Source organism: Microbacterium sp. RU1D, from assembly GCF_900156435.1.
Classification (GTDB): Bacteria; Actinomycetota; Actinomycetes; order Actinomycetales; family Microbacteriaceae; genus Microbacterium.
In genome coordinates this window covers 1,801,648-1,820,214 of sequence record NZ_FTPQ01000001.1, presented here as the reverse complement: position 1 = coordinate 1,820,214, position 18,567 = coordinate 1,801,648, and the positions used below count along the sequence as shown (strand labels likewise).

At 71.1% G+C, this 18,567-nt stretch carries 18 protein-coding genes; all 18 read right to left on the bottom strand.

Annotation, left to right across the window (positions count from 1 at the left end):
* Nucleotides 1–79 precede the first annotated feature (79 nt).
* Nucleotides 80–1,003: an RluA family pseudouridine synthase gene (locus tag B0B15_RS08360; protein ID WP_076674911.1), complete on the bottom strand. Its 924-nt coding sequence runs from the start codon at nt 1,001–1,003 to the stop codon at nt 80–82.
* 1 nt (nt 1,004) lies between these two features.
* A complete protein-coding gene (gene lspA / locus B0B15_RS08355) occupies nt 1,005–1,589 on the bottom strand; it encodes a signal peptidase II (protein ID WP_076674909.1) in 585 nt (194 codons plus the stop codon).
* 13 nt (nt 1,590–1,602) lie between these two features.
* Nucleotides 1,603–2,223, bottom strand: coding sequence for a DivIVA domain-containing protein (locus tag B0B15_RS08350; protein ID WP_076674908.1), 621 nt, complete (start codon nt 2,221–2,223; stop codon nt 1,603–1,605).
* 132 nt (nt 2,224–2,355) lie between these two features.
* The gene (locus tag B0B15_RS08345) at nt 2,356–2,658 is read right to left on the bottom strand and encodes a YggT family protein (RefSeq protein WP_076674906.1); all 303 of its coding nucleotides are present in this window, start codon (nt 2,656–2,658) and stop codon (nt 2,356–2,358) included.
* A gap of 6 nt (nt 2,659–2,664) precedes the next feature.
* On the bottom strand, nt 2,665–3,138 hold the full coding sequence (locus B0B15_RS08340) for a cell division protein SepF (protein WP_076674905.1): 474 nt from the start codon (nt 3,136–3,138) through the stop codon (nt 2,665–2,667).
* 31 nt (nt 3,139–3,169) lie between these two features.
* Nucleotides 3,170–3,853 (bottom strand): YggS family pyridoxal phosphate-dependent enzyme, encoded by a 684-nt coding sequence (locus B0B15_RS08335; protein WP_076674903.1) that lies wholly within the window; start codon nt 3,851–3,853, stop codon nt 3,170–3,172.
* A gap of 82 nt (nt 3,854–3,935) precedes the next feature.
* On the bottom strand, nt 3,936–5,123 hold the full coding sequence (gene ftsZ / locus B0B15_RS08330) for a cell division protein FtsZ (RefSeq protein ID WP_076674902.1): 1,188 nt from the start codon (nt 5,121–5,123) through the stop codon (nt 3,936–3,938).
* 151 nt (nt 5,124–5,274) lie between these two features.
* On the bottom strand, nt 5,275–6,306 hold the full coding sequence (locus B0B15_RS08325) for an FtsQ-type POTRA domain-containing protein (protein ID WP_256714470.1): 1,032 nt from the start codon (nt 6,304–6,306) through the stop codon (nt 5,275–5,277).
* Nucleotides 6,303–7,715, bottom strand: a complete 1,413-nt coding sequence (gene murC / locus B0B15_RS08320; RefSeq protein ID WP_076674900.1) for a UDP-N-acetylmuramate--L-alanine ligase — start codon at nt 7,713–7,715, stop codon at nt 6,303–6,305. Before murC ends, B0B15_RS08325 begins: the two co-directional genes overlap by 4 nt.
* A gap of 86 nt (nt 7,716–7,801) precedes the next feature.
* Nucleotides 7,802–8,875: a UDP-N-acetylglucosamine--N-acetylmuramyl-(pentapeptide) pyrophosphoryl-undecaprenol N-acetylglucosamine transferase gene (locus tag B0B15_RS08315; RefSeq protein ID WP_076674899.1), complete on the bottom strand. Its 1,074-nt coding sequence runs from the start codon at nt 8,873–8,875 to the stop codon at nt 7,802–7,804.
* Nucleotides 8,876–8,905: 30 nt separating this feature from the next.
* A complete protein-coding gene (gene ftsW / locus B0B15_RS08310; protein ID WP_076674897.1) occupies nt 8,906–10,174 on the bottom strand; it encodes a putative lipid II flippase FtsW in 1,269 nt (422 codons plus the stop codon).
* An 11-nt stretch (nt 10,175–10,185) separates the two neighbouring features.
* Entirely contained in the window at nt 10,186–11,706 is a 1,521-nt protein-coding gene (gene murD / locus B0B15_RS08305) for a UDP-N-acetylmuramoyl-L-alanine--D-glutamate ligase (protein ID WP_076674895.1), read from the bottom strand.
* Nucleotides 11,703–12,809 (bottom strand): phospho-N-acetylmuramoyl-pentapeptide-transferase, encoded by a 1,107-nt coding sequence (mraY, locus tag B0B15_RS08300; RefSeq protein WP_076674894.1) that lies wholly within the window; start codon nt 12,807–12,809, stop codon nt 11,703–11,705. Before mraY ends, murD begins: the two co-directional genes overlap by 4 nt.
* Nucleotides 12,806–14,218 (bottom strand): UDP-N-acetylmuramoyl-tripeptide--D-alanyl-D-alanine ligase, encoded by a 1,413-nt coding sequence (murF, locus tag B0B15_RS08295; RefSeq protein ID WP_076674892.1) that lies wholly within the window; start codon nt 14,216–14,218, stop codon nt 12,806–12,808. Before murF ends, mraY begins: the two co-directional genes overlap by 4 nt.
* Before the next feature lie 64 nt (nt 14,219–14,282).
* Nucleotides 14,283–16,085 (bottom strand): peptidoglycan D,D-transpeptidase FtsI family protein, encoded by a 1,803-nt coding sequence (locus B0B15_RS08290; RefSeq protein ID WP_076674891.1) that lies wholly within the window; start codon nt 16,083–16,085, stop codon nt 14,283–14,285.
* Between the two features lie 5 nt (nt 16,086–16,090).
* The gene (locus B0B15_RS08285) at nt 16,091–16,708 is read right to left on the bottom strand and encodes a cell division protein FtsL (protein WP_076674889.1); all 618 of its coding nucleotides are present in this window, start codon (nt 16,706–16,708) and stop codon (nt 16,091–16,093) included.
* The gene (gene rsmH / locus B0B15_RS08280; protein ID WP_176776590.1) at nt 16,705–17,658 is read right to left on the bottom strand and encodes a 16S rRNA (cytosine(1402)-N(4))-methyltransferase RsmH; all 954 of its coding nucleotides are present in this window, start codon (nt 17,656–17,658) and stop codon (nt 16,705–16,707) included. Before rsmH ends, B0B15_RS08285 begins: the two co-directional genes overlap by 4 nt.
* 99 nt (nt 17,659–17,757) lie before the next feature.
* On the bottom strand, nt 17,758–18,189 hold the full coding sequence (gene mraZ / locus B0B15_RS08275; protein WP_076674886.1) for a division/cell wall cluster transcriptional repressor MraZ: 432 nt from the start codon (nt 18,187–18,189) through the stop codon (nt 17,758–17,760).
* Between the last annotated feature and the right edge of the window lie 378 nt (nt 18,190–18,567).

Sequence of the window (18,567 nt, the reverse complement as noted above, 5' to 3'; positions counted from 1 at the left end):
CGAAGAGGTCGAACGCCCCCGCGCGATCGGAGCGTGGAAGCCGGACGTCCGGAGGGCGTCCGGCCCTCCCGCTCGAGGGTCAGACTCCGTCGCCGAGGATCTCCAGAGCCCGCGCCAGGTCGGCGGGGTAGGGGGATCCGAACTCGACCCACTCCCCCGTACCGGGGTGCGTGAAAGCCAGTCGGTGGGCGTGCAACCACTGCCGCGTGAGCCCCAGGCGCGCCGACAGGGTCGGGTCGGCGCCGTAGAGCGGGTCGCCGGCGCATGGATGCCGGTGGGCCGCCATGTGCACCCGGATCTGGTGCGTGCGACCGGTCTCGAGGTGGATCTCGAGCAGCGAGGCGCGCGGGAATGCCTCGAGCGTCTCGTAGTGGGTGACCGAGTCCTTGCCGTCGGGGGTGACCGCGAACTTCCACGAATGGTGCGGATGCCGACCGATCGGCGCGTCGATCGTGCCCGCGAGCGGGTCGGGGTGGCCCTGCACGACGGCGTGGTAGATCTTGTCGACCTCGCGCTCCTTGAACGCGCTCTTCAGCAGCGTGTAGGCGCGTTCGGTCTTCGCGACGACCATGAGGCCGCTCGTGCCCGCGTCGAGACGGTGCACGACGCCGCGGCGTTCGGCGGGACCGCTCGTCGCGATGCGGAAGCCGGCCGCGGCGAGGGCGCCGAGCACGGTCGGCCCCTCCCACCCGAGGGAGGGGTGCGCCGCGACTCCCGCCGGCTTGTCGACCACGACGATGTCGTCGTCGTCATGGACGATGCCGAGGTCGGGGACCGCGACGGGCACGATCTCGGGCTCGCGCTTGGGCTCCCACTCGACGCTGAGCCACGAACCGGCGCGCAGGCGGTCGGAGCGCCCGGCCGTGCGGCCGTCGACGCTCACGCCCCCGGCGTCGGCGACCTCCGCGGCGAAGGTGCGCGAGAACCCGAGCATCTTGGCCAACGCCTGGTCGATGCGCATTCCGTCGAGCCCGTCGGGGACGGGGAGGCTGCGGGACTCCATGTCAGCGCGCGCCGGGGTCGGCCTGAGCGTCGACGTCGCTGGCGGCTTCCGCCTCGGCGGCGCGCGACGCGCGCGTCTCGCGCGTGCCGTCGAGCCGGAGCCCGACGAGCACGAGGATCGCGACGGAGATCATCATCGACACGATGAAGACGTCGGCCACGTTGTAGATTGCCGGCATCATCCACGGCGTGGAGATGAAGTCGACGACGTGTCCGACCGGGAAGCCCGGCTCGCGGAGCAGGCGGTCGGTGAGATTACCGAGCACACCGCCGAGCAGGAGGCCGAGCACGACGGCCCACAGGCGCGAGCGTACGCGGCGCACGGCCAGGTAGACGATCACGGCCGCGACGACCGCGAGGGCGATCGTGAACAGCCAGGTGACCCCTTCGCCGAGCGAGAACGCGGCGCCGGGGTTTCGGACGAGATAGAACTGCAGGGCGTCACCCAGCACGGGGACGACGCGCTCCGGGGGGAGGTTGTCGATCGCGACGGTCTTCGCCAACTGGTCGGCGGCCAGCACCACCATCGCGAGGATCGCGATGACGATGCCGGCCGCCGCCGGTCGCAGAGGAGTTCGACTGCGCAAAGAGTCTGTCGACTTACAGGCCGATCGCCGAGACGGGCGTGGAGCCCGACGACGACGCGGTGGTGTCGAGGTCGCGGAGCTGACCCTCGATGTAGGAACGCAGCTGCGAGCGGTAGTCGCGCTCGAAGTTGCGGAGCTCGGTGATCCGGCTCTCGAGCGTCACGCGCTCCTTCTCGAGACGCGCGCGCTCCTCGCGGCCCTTCTGCTCGGCCTCGGCGACGATGGACGCCGCCTGCGCCTGCGCCTCGCCGATGAGCTGGTCGCGCTGGGCCTTGCCCTCGGCGACGTGCTCGTCGTGCAGACGCTGCGCGAGCTCGATGATGCCGGCGCTCTGCGCGGCGGGCTCGACGTCGCTGGATGGCGCCGCGACGGGGGCCGGGGCGGGAGTCTCGACCGGAGCCGGCTCCTCGGCCTGGGGCTCCTCGGCGACGGGGGCCGCCACCGTGGCCGGAGCGGACTCACCGGACTCGAACGCGGCGAGCTTGGCCTTCAGCTCCTCGTTCTCGGCGATGGTCTTGCGCCACTCGACGACGATCTCGTCGAGGAAGTCGTCGACCTCGTCGGGGTCGAAGCCCTCCTTGAAGCGCACGTGCTGGAACTGCTTGGTGACGACGTCATCGGGGGTCAGTGCCATGGTGTTTCCTCTTTCGAGAGCTCTGATTCGGAACTGTTGGGGGTGTCGCACCGGGGCGTACCGCTTCGGAACAGCATAGCCGCCGCCCTCCGTCAGTGTCGAAGGGCACTGTCGAAGGACGGCGGCGGGAGGTCACGCGGCCGCGAGGGACCGCGTCACGCTCAGCAGCAGGAAGCAGACGAACATGACGATCGCGAATCCGAAATCGATCGCGATCCCCCCGATGCGCAGGGGTGGGATGATGCGGCGGACCAGCTTGATGGGCGGATCCGTCACGGTGTAGACGATCTCAGCCAACACGAGCGTGGCGCCACGCGGACGCCACTCCCGGTTGAACATCGGGATGTACTCGAGCACGAGGCGCGCGAGCAGGAACACGATGTAGATGAACAGCAGCGCGCTGAGGATGGAGCCGACCAGGCTCAGGACGGCCACGATCGCTTACTGGGGCGCGAACGGCGCAGCCTCGGGGTCGGCCTGCGCGATCGCACCGTCGCCGGACACGGCGATGTTCTCGGGCGAGAGCAGGAAGACCTTGCTCGTCACCCGCTCGATGCGGCCGTACAGCCCGAGCGAGAGTCCGCTCGCGAAGTCGATCAGGCGACGCGCGTCGGCGTCGCTCATCTGCGACAGGTTGATGATGACCGGGATGCCCTCGCGGAAGTTCTCCGCGATCGTCTGGGCGTCGCGGTACTGCTTGGGGTGCACCGTGAGGATCTCGCTCACCGGGCCGGCCGAGGGCTGGCGCACCACGGCGGGGCGGTGCAGGGGGGTCACCGGCGCGGCCTTCTCCACGGGAGCAGCGGCGGGCGCCGCCTGCTTGCGCGCGATGGGCTGCGGCGCCGTCTCCTCGTAGGCCTCTTCCTCGTCGGCGAGGCCCAGGTACACCATCGTCTTCTTCAGGGGGTTCGACATCGCATCCTCCGTTCGCTCGTCTGCTCTGAGGCTAGTCGCGCACGGGCCTCGGGCCCGTGATTGCGGAACCGATCCGCAGGTGTGTCGCGCCCATCGCGATCGCCTCAGGGAAATCCCCCGTCATGCCCGCGGAGATCCACCGCGCATCCGGCACCACGGAGCGCACCGTGTCCGCAGATCGGCGGAGCCGTTCGAAGGCTCGCGCGGGCTCCTCGTCGAGAGGTGCGACCGCCATGACCCCGCGCAGACGCAGGCTCGACAGTTCGGCGACGCGGGTCGCGAGAGCCTCCACGCCATCAGGGGCGACGCCTCCGCGACCGACGTCGTCGGTCAGGTTGACCTGCAGCAGCACGTCGAGCGGCGCGTCGCCGCCGGCCGCGTCGAGCGCGTCGGCGATGCGGTCCCGATCGACCGAGTGCACGGCATCCGCCGCCGCCCTCACCGCGCGCGCCTTGTTGGTCTGCGCCTGTCCGATGAAGTGCCAGGTCAGATCGGGGATGCCGACGAGCTCCGCGCGCTTGGCGGTGAGCTCCTGCTGCCGGTTCTCCCCCACGTCGCGCACGCCGAGGGCGTGCAGATCGGAGACGAGGGATGCCGGGTGGAACTTCGTCACCACGATGCGGGTGATGTCGGCGAGGTCGCGGCCCGCGGAGCGGGCGGCATCCTGGATGCGCGCGTCGACGGCGGCGAGCCGATCGGCGAGAGCGGTGTCCATGCTGCTCCTTCGACGACGAGAGCGGGCCCGGTGGAGACCGGACCCGCTTTCGTCGGAGAGTTCGTGCGTACTCGGCTGGTGCTTACTTCAAGAAGTCGGGCACGTCGAGGTCGTCGTCGGCGTAGCCGTTGTCGTACGAGGTCTCGGGCACGCGCGCGGTGACCGGCGCGGGCTCGGGACGACGCTCGGGGGCGCGCTCCGTGGCGGCCTTCTGCTCCTCGGCGGCGTCGAGGTCGCGCGCGACGTCGTCGGCGGGGATGACCGGGACGACGGGCGCCGAGGCCGGACGCTGGGCGCCCACCGCGTCGATGCGCAGCGAGGGCTCTCCCCCGTCGAATCCGGCCGCGATCACCGTCACGCGCACCTCGTCGCCGAGGGTGTCGTCGATGACCGTACCGAAGATGATGTTGGCCTCCGGGTGCGCGGCCTCCTTCACCAGCTGGGCGGCGTCGTTGATCTCGAAGATGCCGAGGTTCGAGCCACCCTGGATCGACAGCAGCACGCCGTGCGCACCCTCGATGGAGGCCTCGAGCAGCGGCGACTCGACCGCGAGCTCGGCCGCCTTGATGGCGCGATCGGCGCCGCGGGAGGAGCCGATGCCCATGAGGGCGGATCCGGCGCCCTGCATGACCGATTTGACGTCGGCGAAGTCGAGGTTGATCAGACCCGGGGTCGTGATGAGGTCGGTGATGCCCTGGACACCGGCGAGCAGCACCTGGTCGGCCGTGGCGAAGGCCTCGATCATCGAGATGCCGCGGTCGCTGATCTCCAGCAGACGGTCGTTGGGGACGACGATGAGGGTGTCGACCTCTTCCTTCAGACGTCCGACGCCGGCCTCGGCCTGGCTCTGTCGACGACGTCCCTCGAAGGAGAACGGCTTCGTGACGACACCGATGGTCAGGGCGCCGATCGACTTCGCGATCTTGGCGACGACCGGAGCACCACCCGTGCCGGTCCCGCCGCCCTCGCCCGCGGTGACGAAGACCATGTCGGCGCCGCGCAGCGCCTCCTCGATCTCCTCCGCGTGGTCTTCGGCAGCACGCCGCCCGACCTCGGGGTCGGCACCCGCGCCGAGTCCCCGCGTGAGCTCGCGGCCCACGTCGAGCTTGACGTCGGCGTCGCTCATGAGCAGCGCCTGCGCGTCGGTGTTGATCGCGATGAACTCCACGCCGCGCAGGCCGAGCTCGATCATGCGGTTGACGGCGTTGACGCCGCCCCCGCCCACACCGACGACCTTGATCACGGCGAGGTAGTTCTGGTTGTGGCTCATGCCGGCCTCCGTTTGTCCCCGAACCCGAAACTCTAAACCTCATGTTGAGGGTTAAAGAATTGCCCGGTATGCAATTCCTTAGCTCGAAGGTAGGTCGAGCCGGGGGCGCCGACGGGCCGACACGCGGCGTGTTCCGTTATCGCGTCGGATATCAGCGGACGACGCCCGCCTCAGGCGAGGTGACGTCGTACTCCTTGGCGCGGTCGGGCGGGCTCTGCGTCATCAGACGGTCCAGCACGATGGCCTTCTCGGCCGACCGGTCGGCGCTGCCCCACACCACGCGCGACCCCGTCGCACCGAGCGTCAGCGTGACGTCGTCGGGGGTGGATGCCGTGACGCCGGTCACCTGCGACCGCACGGCGTCGGGCAGCGCGCGCACGACGCGACCGGCAGCGTGGAAGGCCGCCGATCCCGTGCCGCCGGTGATCTCGAGGAGCGGCTGACCCGCCGGGGCCTCGGGGGTGGTCGCCAGCGCCACGCCCGCGGCATCCACCACCGTGAAGCCGGCCGGCGTCTGCAACGCGCCGATCGGGGTGCGCTCGACGACGTTGACGACCAGGTCGTGCGGAGGTCGGGCTTCGAGCGTGTACGACTCCACGAGCGGGAACCGCACGAGCGCGGCCTTGACCGCGCTGTCGTCGACCATCGCCAGCGGCGTGCCGACCTGGGAGCTCAGGGCGTCGGCGACAGCGGCGGCATCGAGCTGCGCCGTACCGACGACGTCGATCCGCTCCACCGCGAACAGCGGGCTGTAGGCCGCCCCGGCAGTGCCGAGCACCATGACGAGGAAGGCCGCGCCGACGCCGATCCACACGCGACGACGGCGCCGCTGGCGCGCGGTGAAGCGCTTGACCTCGGCCGACAGCGCCCGGCGCCGCGCGCGCGAGGCGCGCCACACGTCGCGCAGGCCCACCCCCTCGGCATCCGTCGTCGATCCCTCGCGAGCGGGCGTGTCTTTCGCGACCGGGGGGTCGACGGGGCGCACGAGAGGCAGGAGGGGAGCGGTCTCGGAATCGGGATGCCGCATCTCGGCGTCGCGCGCGTCACCGGCGGCCGCGGGCACGCGAAGGTCGCCGCGGGCCCCCTCGCGCGACTCCGTCACGGCCGCGCGGTCGACGCGGGCCTTCGCCGCGGCGCGGGACTCCGGGGGCGGAGGCAGGGGCGAGGGCCGACGCACGCTCACACCGCCGGCGCCGTCGTGGCCCCGCGCGACAGGGCGTCGAGCACCTGCGGGATGATCTGATACACGTTGCCGCAGCCGAGCGTGATGACGTAGTCGCCGGGCCGGGCGATCTCGGCGGTGTAGTCGGCGGCCGCCTGCCAGTCGGGCACGTAGTGCACGTGCGCAGGGTCGGCGAACGCGCCGCTGACGAGCTCCCCCGTCACCCCGGGCACCGGATCCTCTCGCGCTCCGTAGACGTCGAGCATGACCGTGTGATCGGCGTGCGACTCCAGCACCTCGGCGAACTCGCGGAACATCTCCTGCGTGCGCGAGTACGTGTGCGGCTGCTGGATGGCGATGAGGCGGCCCTCCCCCACGACCGTGCGCGCCGCCGACAGGGCGGCCGCCACCTCGGTCGGGTGGTGGGCGTAATCGTCATAGACGCTGACACCGCGTTCGACGCCGTGCAGCTCGAACCGGCGGACAGTCCCCCCGAAGCCCTCGACCGCACGCGCCGCGTCGGCGAGGGAGTGACCCAGCACGCGGAGCACGGCGACGGCGCCGGCCGCGTTCACGGCGTTGTGCGCACCGGGGACGCGCAGGCGCACGTCGACGCTCTCCCCGACGGCGGTGAGCGTGAAGGCGACCGGCCCGTCGGTGCGGATATCGCTGAGTCGCACATCCGCGCCGTCGTCCACGCCGAAGGTCACGACGTTCGCGTGCGTGATGCGCTCCCGGACGGCACGCGCCCCGGGGTCGTCGGCCGAGATGACCACGGCCTCGCTCGCGGCATCCGCGAACCGGGCGAACGCGGCGTCGAATGCATCGCGCGAGCCGTAGTGGTCGAGGTGGTCGGGGTCGACGTTGGTGATGAGGGCGACCGAGGTGTCGTAGAGCTCGAACGTGCCGTCGGACTCGTCGGCCTCGATCACGACGAGGTCGTCGGAGCCGGTGCCGCTGGAGGTGCCGAGGTCGGCGATCACGCCGCCGTTGACGAACGTCGGGTCGAGCTCCAGCGCGCGCAGGGCGGTGACGATCATGCCCGTCGAGGTGGTCTTGCCGTGGGCTCCGGCCACGGAGACCAGGCGACGGCCGCCGATGAGCCAGTGCAGGGCCTGCGACCGGTGGATCACGTGCAGACCGCGCTGCTTGGCGGTGACGAACTCGGGGTTCTCGGGCCAGATCGCCCCGGTGTGCACGACCGTGTCGGCGTCGCCCAGGTGCGCGTCGTCGTGTCCCACGTGGACGGTCGCACCGCGGGCGGCGAGGTCGCGCAGCGCGGCGCTGTCGGCACGGTCGGAGCCGGAGACCCGGATGCCGCGGTCGAGGAACATGCGGGCGAGGCCGGACATGCCCGATCCCCCCACGCCGATGAAGTGCGCGGAGGTGATGGTCTCGGGGATGGGGAGGCTCAGGTCGGGTCTGATCATGGCATCTGCGAGTTTACGTCGCCGACCCTGCGCGGACGCCCCGGCGCGCGGCATCCGGTGCGTCGGACCGCCCGCCCCGCCGGCCCTCAGCGGGCCAGGGCCTGGTCGATCATCGCGATGACGTTCTCCGTGCCGGTGCGGATGCCGGTGCGCGCGGCGGCGTCGCGCATGGCGGTGCGACGCTCGTCGTCGGCGAGCAGGGGGACGACGTCGGCGCGCACCCGGTCGGGGGTGAAGTCCGCGTCGGGGATGAGCAGCGCCGCCCCGGCACGCACGGACGCGGCGGCGTTCAACCTCTGCTCGCCGTTGCCGACGGCGTAGGGCACGTAGACGGCCGGGATGCCGAGCGCGTTGATCTCGCTCACCGTGGCCGCGCCGGAGCGGGAGACGACGAGGTCGGCGAGGGCGAAGGCGAGGTCCATCCGGTCGACGTACCGGACCACGACGTACCCCTCGACGCCCGGATCAGGGGTCTCGGAGTTCTGCCCCGTCACGTGGAGCAGCTGCCAGCCGGTGGCCAACACGTCGCGCCACGCGCCCTCGAAGGCGGTGTTCAGACGCAGCGCACCGAGGGAGCCGCCGAAGACGAGGAGCGTCGGACGGTCGGCGTCGAGGCCGAAGTGGGCCGCCGCCTCCCCGCGACGCGCTGCGGCGTCGAGCTCGACGACCTCGCGACGCAGCGGCATCCCGACCTCACGCGCCCCGCGCAACGGCGTGCCGGCGAACGCGACGCCCACCCCCGCCGCCGTCCGCGCACCCAGGACGTTGGCGAGCCCGGGCTTGGCGTTGGCCTCGTGCACGATAAACGGCACGCGCTCGCGGCGTGCGGCGATGTAGGCCGGCGCGGCCGCGTAGCCGCCGAACCCGACCACCGCATCGACGCCGCGCGCCCGGATGATGCGGCGGACGTCGGCGACCGCGCGGAGGAAGCGGGCGGGGAACACCGCGGCGGCGCGGTCGGGTCGACGCGGGAACGGGACCTTGGCGATCGTGAGCAGCTCGTACCCGCGCAACGGGACCAAGCGCGACTCGAGGCCCTCGCGGGTACCGAGCACCAGGACGTCGGCCGCGGCGTCGCGCGCGCGAAGGCCGTCCGCGACGGCGAGGAGGGGGTTCACGTGCCCGGCGGTGCCGCCGCCGGCGAGGAGGTAAGTCGTCACCGTACGACCCTAGTCAGGTCGCGGCGGCGATCAGACCCGACGGCCCTGGCGTCGCGCCGCTCCCGCGCCCGCCCGCCGCTGCGGCCGCGGCGCGACGGGGTCGTCGTCGCGACGGTCGGGCAGCGTACGCGCGCACGACAGCAGCACACCGCACGCGATGAGCACCGACAACAGCGACGTCCCTCCCTGCGACATGAACGGCAGCGGCACGCCCAGCACCGGGAAGATGCGCAGCACGACGCCGATGTTCACCAGCGCCTGCCCGACGATCCACAGGGTGATGGCGCCGGCGACGATGCGGACGAAGCTGTCGTCGGTCCGGCGGATGATCCGGAATGCGCCGACGGCGAAGACGGCGAACAGCACGAGCACGACCACGCAGCCGACCAGGCCCAGCTCCTCGCCGATGATGGCGAAGATGTAGTCGTTGGCCGCGGCCGGGAGCCAGTCGTACTTCTCCTTGGAGTTGCCGAGGCCCAGTCCGAGCAGCCCGCCGCTCGCGAGCCCCCAGATGCCGTGCAGCGACTGATAGCACGAGGTGTAGTAGCAGGAGGCGTCGTCGGGGTCGAACAGGCTCGCGATGCGGGCCATGCGATTCTCGCTGCCCACCGCCGACAGCAGCACGACCACCAGCGACAGGGCCGCGGGAACGATGAACATGCGCAGCTTGATGCCGGCGAAGAAGAGGGCGCCCAGCACGACGAGCACGAGGATCATCACCGTGCCGAGGTCCTTGCCGCCGAGCACGGTGCCGATCACGAGGACCGCGACGGGCACGACCGGGATGAAGACGTGCTTCCACGACGTGAGCAGACGACGCTTGCGGAACAGCACCGCGCCCATCCACAGCGCGAGCGCGAGCTTGAGGAACTCCGCGGGCTGGAACTGGAAGCCCGCGATCTGCACCCAGTTGCGGTTGCCGTACGAGGCGATGCCGAGGCCCGGGACGTAGACCAGCAACTGGAACAGCGTGGCGAAGATCAGGGCGGGCCAGGCGATCTTCTTCCAGAAGCTCATGCGCGCGCGACTGAGCACGAACATCAGGGGGATGCCGATGACCGCGAACACGCCCTGCTTGATGACGTGGTCAAAGGGGCTCTGCCCGCCGTCGAGGGCGGAGGTCGCCGACAGCACCATGACGAGACCGAAGCCCGTGAGCAGCAGCGCAGCGGACGCGATGAGCAGGAATTCGCTCGCGACCGGTCGGAAGGCACGACCGAGCGAGACGCGCGCGATGAGACCGCCGCGCTCGGGCTGCTCGTCGGGCGTCTGCCGCGGAGGGGGTGCCGTCGTGGTCACGCGTGGTCCCCTCAGTCGGTGGGTCGAGATACTCCGTCGTCCTGGCCGGCGATCCACGCCCTCACCGCGTCGGCGAAACGATCGCCGCGGTCGGAGTAGGACGCGAACTGGTCGAAGGACGCCGCCGCGGGAGCCAGGAGAACCGTGTCTCCGTCCCGGGCCACACCCGCCGCCAGTTCGACGACCTGCGCCATGACGTCTTCAGTCTCGGCGTGGTCGACCTCGAACAGCGGCACCGCGGGGGCGTGTCGCGCGAACGCCGCGACGATGTCGCCGCGCTCCGTCCCGATCACGATGACGGCGCGCACCGCCGCTCCGCGTGCGCGGACGAGGTCGGACAGGTCGACGCCCTTGAGCAGGCCGCCCACGACCCAGACGGCGCTGGGGTAGGCCGCCAGCGACGACGCCGCCGCGTGCGGATTGGTCGCCTTCGAGTCGTCGACCCAGGTCACTCCGGCGTGCGCGCCGACGACCTGGATGCGGTGCGGGTCGAGACGGAAGCGTTCGAGCGTGTCGAAGATGTGCGCCGGGGTGGCGCCGAGCGAGCGGGCGAGGGCGGATGCCGCGAGGATGTTGGCGACCATGTGCGGCGCCGCCAGTCCCCGGGCCGCGAGGTCGGCCACCGTCGTGAGCTCCAGGGCGGAGGTCGCGCGCTCCTCGAGGAACGCCCGATCGACGAGGATGCCGTCGACGACACCGAGGTCGCTGGGCCCGGGCACGCCGAGATCGAAGCCGATCGCGCGGGCACCCTCGACGACCTCCGCGTCCTCGACCATCTCGCGGGTGGCGATGTCGGCCTTGTTGTAGACGCAGGCCACGCGGGTGCGCGCATACACGCCCGCCTTGGCGTCGCGGTACGCGTCGGCACCGCCGTGCCACTCGAGGTGGTCGTCGGCGAGGTTCAGGCACACGGCCGCGTGCGGCGAGAGCGCATCGGGACCGGTCTGCAGGTTGAGGTACCAGAGCTGGTGGCTCGACAGCTCGACCACCAGCGCGTCGAAGCCGCCGGGGTCGCGCACCGCGTCGAGGACCGGGGTGCCGATGTTGCCCACGGGCGCCGCGCGAAGTCCCGCGGTCACCAGCATCTCGGCGGTGAGCCGCGTGGTGGTGGTCTTGCCGTTGGTGCCGGTGATGAGCACCCAGTCCGCGGGTCGGCCGTCGGCACGCACGACTTTGTCGCGCACGCGCCACGCCAGCTCGACGTCGCCCCACAGGGCGATGCCCTGCTCCTGCGTCCACCGGATCAGCGGGTGATGCGGCGGGAAGCCCGGGGAGGCGACGACCACCTCGGGCGCGAAGTCGCTCAACGCGGCCGGGACCGCATCCAGCGGCCCCTCGTGCAGGCGCACGCCCAGGACCGGGAGGAGGCGCCCGTATTCGGCATCCGCCCGTTCGGTCACCACGAGCACCTCGGCGCCGAGCTCGGAGAGGGTGTCGGCGACCGAGAAGCCCGTCACCGAGAGGCCGAGGACGGCGACGCGCAGGCCCTTCCAGTCGGCGTGCCAGCTGCTGAGGGAAGACAGGTCGGTCATACGCGTGCGAGCCATTCGACGTAGAAGAATCCGATGCCCGAGACGGCGAGGAGCCCGGCGATGATCCACATGCGCACGACGATGGTGACCTCGGGCCACCCCCGCATCTCGAGGTGGTGGTGCAGGGGGCTCATGAGGAAGAGCCGCTTGCCCTTGGTGACCTTGAAATAGGCCCGCTGGAGGATCACGGAGCCGGAGGCGATCACGTAGACGCCCGCGATGAGCACCAGCAGCAGCTCGGTGCGGGTGAAGATCGCCAGCGCCGCGATGACGCCGCCGATGGCCATCGAGCCGCAGTCGCCCATGAAGACCTTCGCCTTGGGGGCGTTCCACCACAGGAACCCGACCAGGCCGCCCACGAACGACGCCGACACGATGGCGAGGTCGAACGGATCGCGTACGGCGTAGCATCCGGCCTGCACCGCCGGGTCGAGCACGTCGGCGCACATCTGCTTGTTCTGCCAGAACGCCATCAGGCTGTAGGCGCCGACGACGAAGATGCCCGAGCCGGCGGCGAGACCGTCGAGTCCGTCGGCGACGTTGACCGAGTTGGATGCCGCGGTGCCGATGAGCGAGATCCACGCGAGGTACAGCAGCCACCCGAGGATCGGGCCCAGCGCGAACAGTGAGAGCACCTGGATGTCGCGGAAGACGGAAATGTACTCCGAGGCGGCGGTCTGACCGAACGTGTTCGGGAAGTTCAGCGCGACGATCGCGAACGGCACGACGACCAGCACCTGGCCGAGGATCTTGCGCCATCCCGACAGCCCCAGGCTGTTCTGGTGGCGCACCTTCATGTAGTCGTCGATGAAGCCCACCACGCCGAAGCCGAGCATGAGCCACAGCACGAGAAGGCCGGAGACGGTCGGCGGGTTGTTGCCGGCGTAGGAGCCGATGAAGTAGCCCACGATCGTGCCGGAGATGAAGATGGTGCCGCCCATCGTGGGCGTGCCGCGCTTGGCCCCGTGCGAGGGGTTGTGCACATTCTCGGGGGTGCGGATGACCTGGCCCCAGCCCCACTTGCGGAACCACCGGAGGAACACCGGGGTGAGGAAGAGGGTGAAGGCGAGCGAGATCGCCGCCGACGTCAGAAGCGATCTCACGCGAACAGCTCCCCGAGTCGATCGCCGAGGTGCCGCAGCCCCGCCGAGTTGGAGGACTTCACCAGCACGCGGTCGCCGTCGCGCAGCTCGGTCGAGAGGTAGTCGTACGCGGCGTCGGCGTCGGCGAAGAACACGGCCTCGCCGTCCCACGACCCCTGCGCGATCGCCTCGAGATACATGCGGCGCGCTTCGGGGCCGATGACGACGATGCGCTGGATGCGCAGCCGCACGGCCAGCAGCCCGACGCGGTCGTGCTCCTCGTCGGCGTACTCCCCCAGCTCGCTCATCGCGCCGAGGACGGCGACGGTGCGCTCGTCGGGGCCGGTGATCTGGGCGAGGGTGCGCAGGGCCGCGGCCATCGAATCGGGGCTGGCGTTGTAGGCGTCGTTGATGATGCGCACTCGGTCGGAGCCGAGCGGCTGCATGCGCCAGCGCTCCGCGATCTCGAGCGTCTCGACGCGCGCGATCGCATCCGCGGCGGAGACGCCCAGGGCGGTCGCCGCGGCGATCGCGGCGAGGGCGTTCATGACGTGGTGCTCGCCGAGCACCCGCAGGGTCAGGGTGTGCGCCTCGCCGTCGACCAGCAGGTCGGCGCGTGTTCCGGATGCCGAGACCTCGACGTCGAGGGCGCGGACCACAGCCCGCTCGCCACGGCCGAACCACCGCACGTCCTGCCCGCGCTCGCGCGCGATCGGCTCCATCGCCGCGACCCGCGGGTCGTCGGCGTTGAGGACGGCGAGGCCCCCTTCGCGGGTGGCCTTCACCAGCTCGCTCTTGGCGTGGAACGTCGATTCGATGCCGCCGAACCCGCCGGCGTGGGCCATGCCGACCATGAGGACGACGCCGACGTCGGGGGTCACGAGTCCCGCGAGCCGTGCGATCGCGCCGGGGGCGCTCGCGCCGAACTCGCTGACGAGGAACCGGGTGTCGTGCTCGACGCGCAGCATCGTCAGCGGGGCGCCGACCTCGTTGTTGAAGGACGCGCGCGGCGAGACCGTGGGGCCTTCGTCCTCGAGGATGCGCGCCAGCATGTTCTTGGTGGTCGTCTTGCCGTTCGAGCCGGTGATGCCGACGACCTGCAGCCCGCCGGCCGCGCGGACCCGCGCCACATTGTCGCGCGCGAGGGCGGCGAGGGCGGCGACGACGTCAGCGACGACGACCTGACTGACGTCGTCGTCGAGTTCGCGCTCCACGATTGCCAGGGCAGCGCCCCGCTCGACGGCGGTGCCGACGAAGAGGTGCCCGTCGGTCGTCTCGCCGGGCTTGGCGACGAAGATGCCGCCGGGCTCGATGAGACGCGAGTCGGTGTCGACCAGACCCGCGACGGTGGTGTCGGGAGCGTCCTCGCGTCGGAGCACGAGGCGCCCGCCGAGCACGTCGGCGATCTGGGAGAGGCTGGTAGAGATCATTGCTGTGCGGACGCCCTTTCCGTGTCGCATTCGTTACCGAGACGAGACCGGCGTCGGCGGTGTCTCAGCCGAACTTGGGCAGTTCGGGGGTCGTGGTCCCGGACGGGATCACGCGGTAGGTCTTGAGAACCTGCGTGAGCGCCTTCTGGAACGCGGGGGCGGTGGCCGCGGACGATTTTACCGTCCGCGGTTCGTCGAGGTTGACCGCGACGACGTACTGGGGGTCGTCGGCGGGGGCGAAACCGATCATCGTGGTGAAGTACGCGTCGGGCTTGTAGGCGCCGGTGTTCTCGTCGACCTTCTCGCCGGTGCCGGTCTTGATCGCGATGCGGTAGCCCGGGATGGCGATCTTGTCGGCGAGCTCGCCCTGGGTGGCGACGTTCTCGAGCATGAGCCCGACCTCTTTCGCCGTCGCGGTGGAGATGACCTGCGTCCCCTCGGTCGAGGGCGTGTCGGTGACGGTGCCGTCAGCCGCGGTGCAGCTCTCCACGAGGGAGAGCGGGATCTTCACTCCCCCGTTCGCGATGGTCTGGTACGCCCCGACCAGCTGCGGGACCGTGACCGACAATCCCTGCCCGAAGGCGGTGTTGTAGAAGGTCTGGGTGTCCCAGTCGCCCACGGGGTGCAGGATGCCGGCGGACTCGCCGGGGAAATCGATGGCGCTGACCGCGCCCATGCCGAACTTCTGCAGGTAGTCGAAGCGCGTCTCCTTTGGGATCATCTCGGCGAACTTCGAGATGCCGACGTTGGAGGAGTCGATGAGCACGCCGGTCGGCGTGTAGGTGTTCGCGCCGTGCGAGAACGCGTCGGACACGCGCGCGTCGCCGCCGAGCACCTCGCGCGAGGAGGCGGTGACGGTGGTCTCGGGGGTGTACGACCCGCTGTCGAGGCCGATGGCCGTCGTGAGCGCCTTGAACGTCGACCCCGGTTCGAACGGGCTCGAGAAGGCGCGGCTGCCCCGGTCGTCGGCGGGCGTGGCCGTGGGGTCGTTGGGGTCGACCGAGGGGTACTCGGCGAGGGCGCGGATCTTGCCGGTCTTCGCTTCGACGACGGTGATGGTGCCGCGCAGCGACCCGGTGTTCTGCACCTGCTCGGCGATCAGCTGACCGAGGTACCACTGCAGGTCGCGGTCGATCGTGAGCTTCAGGGTGCCGCCGTCGACGGCGGGCTGGGTCACGACCTCGGTCCCGGGCAGCACGACGCCGTCGCGGCTCTGCTGGAAGACGACCTTGCCGTTGGTGGAGGAGAGGCAGTCGTTGTCGGCGTTCTCGAGACCGGCGAGCGGCTGGCCGTCGCCGCCGACGAAACCGAGGAGGTTCCCGCCCACGGCGCCGTCCGGGTACACCCGGCCCGACTGGGGCGGGAAGCTCAGGAACGGCAGCCGGAGAGCGGCCAGGGCGCGGTACTGCTCGGTGGACACGCTCTTCGCGATCATCGCGTAGCGCGAGTCGGGGTTGTCGGCCACGGCATCCGTCACGATCTTCTCGACGTCCGCGGCGTCCTGCCCGGTGATGCCCGCGATCTGCGCCGCGAGCTCCGGCCACCCGGTGGTCGTGCCGGGCTCGTCGTCGCTGCCGTCGTCGACGGTGGTGATGCCCTTCGCGGCGAGCATCGGGTCGACCTGCACGTCGTAGCGGTTCACCGCCGAGGCGAGCACCACGCCGTTCTCGTCGACGATCGAGCCACGTGCGGCGTACTCGACGCGCGAGTTCTCCAGCCCCATCGCGAGGGAGTCGTCCACGTGCTCGCGCGCGTTGACGACCTGGATGTCGACGAGACGCACGACGAAGGCGACGAGCACGATCAGCACGACCGAGAGGGCGACGACGGTGCGACGCCGCGGGGACCGGGAGGTGGTGGCCGTCATGTGACTCATCGTGTCGCGGGAGTCGGCAGACCGTCGCCGATCGACGGGGGTGTCGTCGAATCGGCGGTCGCGGTCGCCGTGTCCGGCGCGGGCGCGGCGGGTGCCTGTACCGCCGCGGAGCCCGTCTCCGTGGTCGCGGCTGACGGGTCGGTCACCAGCGGCACACCCGCGATGAGGGCGTTGCGCACGGACCCGCGACCCATGGCATCCACCGAGGAGGCCGTGTCGGCCGGCTTGCCCGAGCCGATGACGGCGCCGTCGCTCAGGCGGAGGTACGTCGGCGACTCGTCGATGACCATGCCGAGCGCCGCCGCGTTGGCCGCGAGGTACTGCGGCGAGCTGAGCCCGGCGCTCTCGTCGTTCAGGATCTGCTTCTGGTACGTCAGGTCGCGCTGCTGCTGCGTGAGCGCGGCGATCTCGAACGAACTCTGGGTGGTCAAGATGCCGAGCCCCATCTGCACCAGCACGATCACCACCGCGCCGCCGACGGCGATCACGCCGAACAGCCGGCGGGGCGCGCGTCGACGGGCCGCCGCGGGGACGACGGCGAGTCGCCTCTCGCGGACCGGCGTCGGGAACTCCGGGTAAGCGGCCCGGGGGTCGATGGCCGTGGATGCGCTCATGCGTCCTCCTGGATCCTCTCGGCCGCGCGCAGGCGCACGGGGGTGGCACGGGGGTTGGCGGCACGCTCGTCGTCGCCGGCGAGCTCGGCGCCGCGGACGAGGAGTCGGAACGTCGGGGCGTGCTCGGGCAGCTCGACGGGGAGGCCGCGGGGAGCGGTCGACGTCGAGGCGTCGGCGAAGACGCGCTTGACGAGCCGGTCTTCGAGCGACTGGTACGACAGCACGACGATGCGTCCGCCCACACCGAGCACGCTCAACGCGGCCGGGATCGTGCGTTCGAGCACGGACAGCTCGGCGTTGACCTCGATGCGCAGCGCCTGGAAGACGCGCTTCGCGGGGTGGCGCTCGCGCAGCACGGCCGCGGGCGTCGCCGCCTGCAGCACGTCGACGAGCTGACCGGAGCGTTCGAGCGGCGACTGCTGCCGCGCTGCGATGATGGCCCGCGCGTAGCGACCGGCGAGCTTCTCTTCGCCGTAGCGCTCGAAGATGCGGCGGAGGTCGCCCTCGCCGTAGGTGGCGAGCACCTCCGCGGCGGTGATGCCCGTGGTCTGGTCCATGCGCATGTCGAGAGGGGCGTCCTGCGCGTACGCGAACCCGCGGTCGGCCACGTCGAGCTGCAGCGACGACACCCCGAGGTCGAACAGGATGCCGTCGACCTTGTCGACACCCGCGGATGCCACGGCGTCCGCGATCCCGTCGTAGACGGTGTGCACGAGGGTGACGCGGTCGCCGAAGCGCGCGAGACGCTCCCCCGCGATGCGCAGGGCGTCGGTGTCGCGGTCGAGACCGATCAGGCGGGCGTGGGGGAAGCGCTCGAGGAACGCCTCGGAGTGCCCGCCCATGCCGAGGGTTCCGTCGACGAAGACGGAACCGGGCTTCTGCAGGGCGGGACCGAGCAGCTCGGCGCAGCGCTCGAGGAGGACGGGGGTGTGGATGTTGCGGATGTCCATGATGATCGGGGCCGATCCTTCGGCTCTGATCCCCACCCGCATCGACCTGGCGCCGGGGAAGTGCGTCAGGGCGTGCGGCTGGGCATCACAGCCGGAGGGTCAGAACAGTCCCGGGATCACCTCCTGCTCCATCTCGGCGTACGTCTCTTCGTTGCTTTCGGCGTAGGCGTTCCACGCTTCGGCATCCCAGATCTCCGCGTGCGCCCCGACACCCGTGACGACGAGCTCGCGCCCGAGGCCGGCGTAGGTGCGCAGCGCCGGGGGAACGGTGATGCGGTTCTGGCTGTCGGGCTTCTCGGCGCTGGCCCCCGAGAGGAACATGCGCAGGAAGTCGCGGGCCTGCTTGTTGCTGAGCGGGGCCTCGCGGATCCGCTCGTGCACGCGCTCGAACTCCTCGGTGCTGAACACGTAGAGGCAGCGGTCCTGCCCCCGGGTGATCACCACTCCGGCGCCGAGATCGTCACGGAACTTCGCGGGCAGGATGACGCGCCCTTTGTCGTCGAGCTTGGGAGTGTGCGTGCCGAGCAGCATTCGGGCGTCCACCCCCTTCGTCCGGCCTGCGAAGTTTCCCCCACTTTACTCCACCGCCCTCCACTTCGCTATCGAAATGAGGGGTCTTCTGGGTGAGCACTCCCCCGTGTACTGTGTGCGCCGCATCGCGGACCTCACGCCGGAGCCGCGTGTTTCCGCGTCCGCCGCCCGCCTCAGCTTCCGGGGTGGAGGGAAAGGGAGGGATGCCGCGCCTCGGTCGGCCGGATGGGGTCGCCGTCAGCGGGACGGGCCAGGAAGCCTTGATGCGCGCGGGCCGGGTTGCGCTGAGCACACGAGGGCGGACCGGGAAGCCGGGAGCACGCGAGGGGCGGGCCGGGCGGCGCCGGACACCGGGCGCACGCGAGGGCGGGCCGGGCG